The organism is uncultured Anaerococcus sp., assembly GCF_937934665.1.
GTDB lineage: Bacteria > Bacillota > Clostridia > Tissierellales > Peptoniphilaceae > Anaerococcus.
Map to the genome: position 1 here is coordinate 1 of NZ_CALGYW010000111.1, position 5420 is coordinate 5420.

The window sequence follows — 5420 nt, forward strand, 5'->3', positions numbered from 1 at the left end:
AAATCGAAAAAATTTCCTCATAAAAAGCCCTCCTTATCCTTATTATAGCATAAAGGGCTTATATTCTCTTAAAATCTTTGTAAGTTATTTTATCCCGCAAGCGTCCTTGGCAAGCCTATCTGCTAGGTCGTTGTATTTGTCGTTTGAGTGGCCCTTGACCTTGACAAAAGCAAGCTCAATTTGGTTTTTTCTATCGTTTATAAAGGCCTTATAGGACTTGGTTAGGGTGTTATTTGCCTTCCAATCTCCTTCTGCCCAAGCCTGGATGCCCTGGTAGTCATGGTGGATGATAATTTTTTTATAGCCTTTTTCTATGGCAAGATCTATGGCAAGCTCACTTGCCTTAACTTCTCCTGCTACATTTCTATGGGTGTAGTAGGAGTCGGTATAGGATTTTTTAAAGTATTCTTCATCATTATCTTTTATTAGGACTACTCCAGCCCCATAGGTTTTCGCTGGCAAATTAAAAGACCCGTCTACATAGGCTACTACCGTGTCTCGGTCTACTTCTATTTTCTTTTCGGAATTTTCCAAAAAAGCGATGGCCTCTGCCTTGGTTTTAAAAGACTTATAAATAGCTCCAGAAAATCCCTTTACTTCCTTTAAGCAAGAATCCCAGGATGTATATATCCCAGGATTTCTGCCTTTTCTTACTGCGTAATATTTCATTTTTTATCTAAACTTTCTTTATTGACCCAGTAGGTTACTTGGCCAGGTCCTACTGTAAAGAGGCCGTTTCCGTCTTCATCAATAGTTATATCTTCATTTTTTGCAGAAAGGTCTACGTAGGTTGCGCCAGCCTCATCTTCACCTACAAACATTTGCTTTTCTGCCATGTCTTTGATAGAAATAAGGACTGCTAAAGGTTTATGACCCTCATCTCCTCGTCTTACCCAACCTACTACTGATGGGTGGTCAAAGTAGTCGTCTTCTTCTCCGTAGTTATAATTCTTTCTGACATTCATCATCCTATCAAGCATATCTTTGAGTGGGTCTTTTTTTACAGGACCTAATAGGCCGTAATAATCGCCTGCAAAGATACATGGATAGCCGTCCTTCCTAAGAAGGATTAGGGCATAGGCTATTTCCTTAAACCAATCTTCTACCCAAGAATCAAGAGCTTGACTTGGTTGGGAGTCGTGATTGTCAACAAAGGTTACTGCCTGGGCTGGAAATTCTTTGACAATTGTGTCATCAAAGATTTTTCTCATGTCGTATTCACCCATAGACTTGCTAGCTTCTGCCATGTGGAAGTGGAGTGGCACGTCAAATAAGTCTATCTTATAGTCTGAGTTTTTTAGGTAATCTTCTAGGGCTCCAGTATTATATTGCCAAAATTCCCCAAAGAGGTAGAACTTATCTTCGCCTAGATTGTCATAAATATATTTAGATAGGTCGTAGATAAAGTCACCTGAGATGTGTTTTAGAGCGTCATATCTAAAGCCATCTACCTTGGTTTCCTTGATAAACCACTTAACCCATTTAAAAATTTCATCTCTTACTTCTGGGTGGTTGTGGTCTATATCACAATTCATAAGGTAGTCAAAGTTGCCCTTTTCATTTGATACGTCCTCATCCCAGTACTTGCCATCACCTAGGATCCTATAAATAGCAGAAGTTCCTGTTTTAGCATCAAAATCTATGCCTGTGAAGTGGTAGTAGTGCCATTTCATATCAGAATATTTATTATTTCTACCCTTAAAATCAAAACCTGTCCAGCCTTCGATTTCCTCTTCACCTGTAACATCTTTTTCTCTATTATTTTGGTCAACCATAACGGCCTTGAAAGTTTCCTTAAAATCGGCATTGCCCTTGTGGTTTAAGACTATGTCTGCATAGGACTTTATTCCTGCCTTATGAAGGTCATCTATAGCCTTTATAAGCTCTTCCTTGGTCCCATATTTAGTCCTTACTGTACCTTTTTGATCAAATTCACCTAGGTCCCATAGGTCATAGACCCCGTATCCGACATCATTATCTCCACCACCCTTACAAGCTGGTGGAAGCCAGAGGGCATCTATTCCTGATTTTTTTAAATCTTTCGCATCTCTTGAAAGTTTTTTGTAAAAATCTCCTGAACCGTCTGTATCCCATTCAAAAGATTGCATCATTATTTCATTTGCCATACTTACTCCTTACAGATTTCTATTGACTTACTTGCACCAATCCTTGATGCTCCGGCATCTATTAGGGCTAGAGCTTCATCTCTAGTGTGGATACCACCACTTGCCTTAACTTTTGCCTTTCCAGCTACAGTTTCTGCCATAAGTTTAACATCTTCGACACTTGCTCCACCTGTAGAAAAACCTGTAGAAGTTTTTACAAAGTCAGCAACAGCAGCTACAGATAAGTCGCATGCCTTAACTTTTTCTTCGTCTGTAAGTAGAGAGGTTTCTATTATTACCTTTAGGATATTTTCTCCGATTGCTTCCTTTATCTCACGGATTTCACTTTCGACATAGTCGTAGTCACAATCCTTAAGCCTTCCTATATTGATTACCATATCAATTTCGCTTGCTCCATCTTCTATGGCACATTTTGCTTCAAAAACCTTGGCTTCCTTAGCCATGGCTCCTAGAGGAAAACCTACTACTGAGGCAATTTTTACATCCCTATTATATTCTCTTATTAGTTTCACATTTGAAGAGTTTACGCACACTGAATAAAAATTATATTTTATAGCCTCATCAACGAGGTTTTTTATGTCAGCTTTTGATGCATCTGCTTTTAAGTTTGTGTGGTCTATATATTGGTTAAGTTTCATTTAATTTCCTTCTTTTCATATTCTATAAGGGCTAGGGTTAAATCATCTGTCATCGCCTGCCAATTGTATGAGCTTATCTTGCTATTGACATAGGATAAATCTCCTGACTTAGAGAAGGTGTCTCTTAGCCTTTCAAGACCAAACTCATCGCCCTTTTCATTTTTTGCTTCAATCGACCCGTCGGTGAAAAATAAAATCTTATCACCTGACTTAAGCCTTATCTTTTTTTCTATATATTTATCAGGTTCAATTATATTTGATATCATCCTACCACTAGCAAGAAGATACTCTGCTTCTTCATTATCACATGCTGATATAAGTGGAGGACAGTTGTGACCTGCATTTGAAAATATAAGACTATCATCTCTAAAATCAAAAATACCAAGCCAAGCTGTAAAGTATTGGCTAGAGTCAATCTGAAGTCGGGTAAATTTTTTCCTTAGGTTTAAAAAAACCTCATTTGGTGTAAAGTCTGGATGCTTATCAAAGATAGCACTCATGGTCACTTTTAAAAACATGGTCATAATTGAAGCTTTTACCCCATGGCCCATGACATCGGCTATATAAAAAGCTACCCTATTTTCGTCAATTCTTATAAGGTCATAGATATCGCCTGAAACGTCAGCAGCGGGATTATAGATGGCAGAAAGTTTTAAATTGCCGTAGGTCCTATTTTTAGGTAGGATTGATGATTGGATACGCCTTACAAAACGTATATCATCAAGCATGGCCTTGTTGGCATTATAAAGATCAATTTTAAGGAGGGATTCACTTGTTATGTCCCTGTATACCTCTATAGTGCCTGTAAAAGTTTCGCCTAAATAGATTGGGCTTGATTTTATTGAATAATACTTTCCATCTATAAGCTTTTCTTCAATCATGGTAGTGCTTTTTACTAGACTATTTGAATTAGATAAAAGTAAATCGATATTTTCATCTAAGTAATTTTTTAGTTTGGGGCTTTTTTCGAGGGCTTCTTTTAGGGCATCATTAATAAAGGTAACCTCACCAAAATCATCAATAATTCTTACCCAATCGTCCATAGAATTAAGGATAAAAAAGTTGATATTCTCCTGTAAATTATAGTTATTATCCAATGATTTGCCCATGCCAACCCCTTTAATCTCTTTATAATAACTATATCATTTTAATATAGTAATTCAATCTAGATTTTTTTGAATAATTCATAAAAATTTCACCTGGCACCGTCAAATTTTCTGTGTAAACTCCAACTTATAAATTATGTCATCTTAATTCACGAGATACAATTAAATCGTAGATTTGATTATAGATGGTGAATCACTTATTTCCTCTATCATCATTTTAAGCTCATATCTTACCAGAATAAATCCAAGATGGGTCCTATTTGAAAATTTATTATTATATTCTGATACTAGTATATAAATTGCTTTATCAAGGCTTTCTTCATTTGGAAACTGAACTTTTTGGTTTAACTTTCTTTTTATATCCTTATTGAAATTTTCACATACATTATTGGCATACAAGCTTTTTCTTATTGCTTATGGAAATATCATAAAGTTGAATAAATTATCTTTGCTTTTTTCTATTTTACACATAATATTTTATACTATGAGAAATAACGTGAATTATTGTGAAAAAAAATATTACATAAAATATGTAGATTATTTTAAATGCCGGAAAGAAAACGTTTAACAATATATCCTGTATGCATTATAATTAAATTGTAGATATATAACATATAAAGAAAGAGAGGTATTTTATGGAGAAAACTAAAAAACTTATTTCAATTTTTCTTGCTTTTTGTCTAATTCTTGGAATGAATGTAACAGCATTTGCTTCCACACCACTTACTCAATCTAATGAGGTGGAGTATTTAACTATTATTGATGAGGAAAAAGGTACAGTACAAGCTGTTAGAAGAAATACAGTAACTGGAGAGTCCATCTACGGTCCTTTAATTTCTGTGAATAATAAAACTGAAAATCCGTATAAATATGGAGTTTCAACAAGAGCAAAAAAAATACATCAAGATACTTTTCTGAATTATGAATATGATATTTGGGAAACATCACCAAGAGAATGGAATCTTGAGCGTCCTAATACTGTATTTAATCAATATTATTTTAAAGTATATGAAAATGCTTCTAATAAAAGTGAACTACGTAATTGGAAGTCTGATGTAGACGCATTAAATGCACAAGAATGGGCTGTTATTGGAGGTGTAGGACTTTCTGTTTTCAATTCTGTTAAAGCTATGATTGTTTCTCATGCAGCTATCGCTTCAGGTGGTGTATTGACATCGGCTGCTATAGATTCTATTAAAGATGCTGCAGTTTCAATAGGTGGAACTACTATCGGCGTAGGTCTTTTATGCTCAACATATAATAATTGTACAATGTCATATAATGATGTATTTAATTCCACTAATAATAAGCATTATTAAGATTGAAAAAACATGAGGATAAATGTATTTATCCTCATGTTTTTAATTCCATAAGACTTAATATGGATAGGATAAATTTCTTAAAAGAAATCATATAATATTTATTATATTAAATTAGTTAATGAAAGTACAGAACAAATACAAACTAGAATGCCGACAATCACTGATAAAATTGCAAGTTTATATTTCTTTTCATCATATAATTCTTTCCCACTTACAAATTCCTTTAGT

The 5420-nt window shown here is 34.6% G+C and carries 6 protein-coding genes; 1 reads left to right on the top strand and 5 read right to left on the bottom strand.

Features of this window, described 5'->3' with window-relative positions:
• Positions 1 to 84: 84 nt before the first annotated feature.
• From Q0410_RS05935 to Q0410_RS05955, 5 genes are all read right to left on the bottom strand, one after another.
• Complete coding sequence (locus Q0410_RS05935; protein WP_299034269.1) at positions 85 to 669, bottom strand: ribonuclease H family protein; 585 nt, start codon at positions 667 to 669, stop codon at positions 85 to 87.
• Positions 666 to 2126, bottom strand: coding sequence for an alpha-amylase (locus Q0410_RS05940; RefSeq protein ID WP_299034272.1), 1461 nt, complete (start codon positions 2124 to 2126; stop codon positions 666 to 668). Before Q0410_RS05940 ends, Q0410_RS05935 begins: the two co-directional genes overlap by 4 nt.
• A 2-nt stretch (positions 2127 to 2128) precedes the next feature.
• The gene (gene deoC / locus Q0410_RS05945; RefSeq protein ID WP_299034274.1) at positions 2129 to 2764 is read right to left on the bottom strand and encodes a deoxyribose-phosphate aldolase; all 636 of its coding nucleotides are present in this window, start codon (positions 2762 to 2764) and stop codon (positions 2129 to 2131) included.
• Positions 2761 to 3873, bottom strand: coding sequence for a SpoIIE family protein phosphatase (locus Q0410_RS05950; protein WP_299034276.1), 1113 nt, complete (start codon positions 3871 to 3873; stop codon positions 2761 to 2763). The genes deoC and Q0410_RS05950 overlap by 4 nt, the downstream gene beginning before the upstream one ends.
• Positions 3874 to 4032: 159 nt before the next feature.
• The gene (locus Q0410_RS05955) at positions 4033 to 4269 is read right to left on the bottom strand and encodes a transposase (RefSeq protein WP_299034278.1); all 237 of its coding nucleotides are present in this window, start codon (positions 4267 to 4269) and stop codon (positions 4033 to 4035) included.
• A gap of 236 nt (positions 4270 to 4505) precedes the next feature.
• On the opposite strand from Q0410_RS05955, the gene Q0410_RS05960 reads away from it, so the two are divergent.
• Positions 4506 to 5189, top strand: a complete 684-nt coding sequence (locus tag Q0410_RS05960; RefSeq protein WP_299034280.1) for a hypothetical protein — start codon at positions 4506 to 4508, stop codon at positions 5187 to 5189.
• Positions 5190 to 5420 lie beyond the last annotated feature (231 nt).

Coding starts and splice junctions, on each gene's coding strand:
- Q0410_RS05960 (WP_299034280.1), top strand. CDS start 4,506: ATGGAGAAAACTAAAAAACTTATTTCAATTTTTCTTGCTTTTTGTCTA.
- deoC (WP_299034274.1), bottom strand. CDS start 2,764: ATGAAACTTAACCAATATATAGACCACACAAACTTAAAAGCAGATGCA.
- Q0410_RS05950 (WP_299034276.1), bottom strand. CDS start 3,873: ATGGGCAAATCATTGGATAATAACTATAATTTACAGGAGAATATCAAC.
- Q0410_RS05940 (WP_299034272.1), bottom strand. CDS start 2,126: ATGGCAAATGAAATAATGATGCAATCTTTTGAATGGGATACAGACGGT.
- Q0410_RS05935 (WP_299034269.1), bottom strand. CDS start 669: ATGAAATATTACGCAGTAAGAAAAGGCAGAAATCCTGGGATATATACA.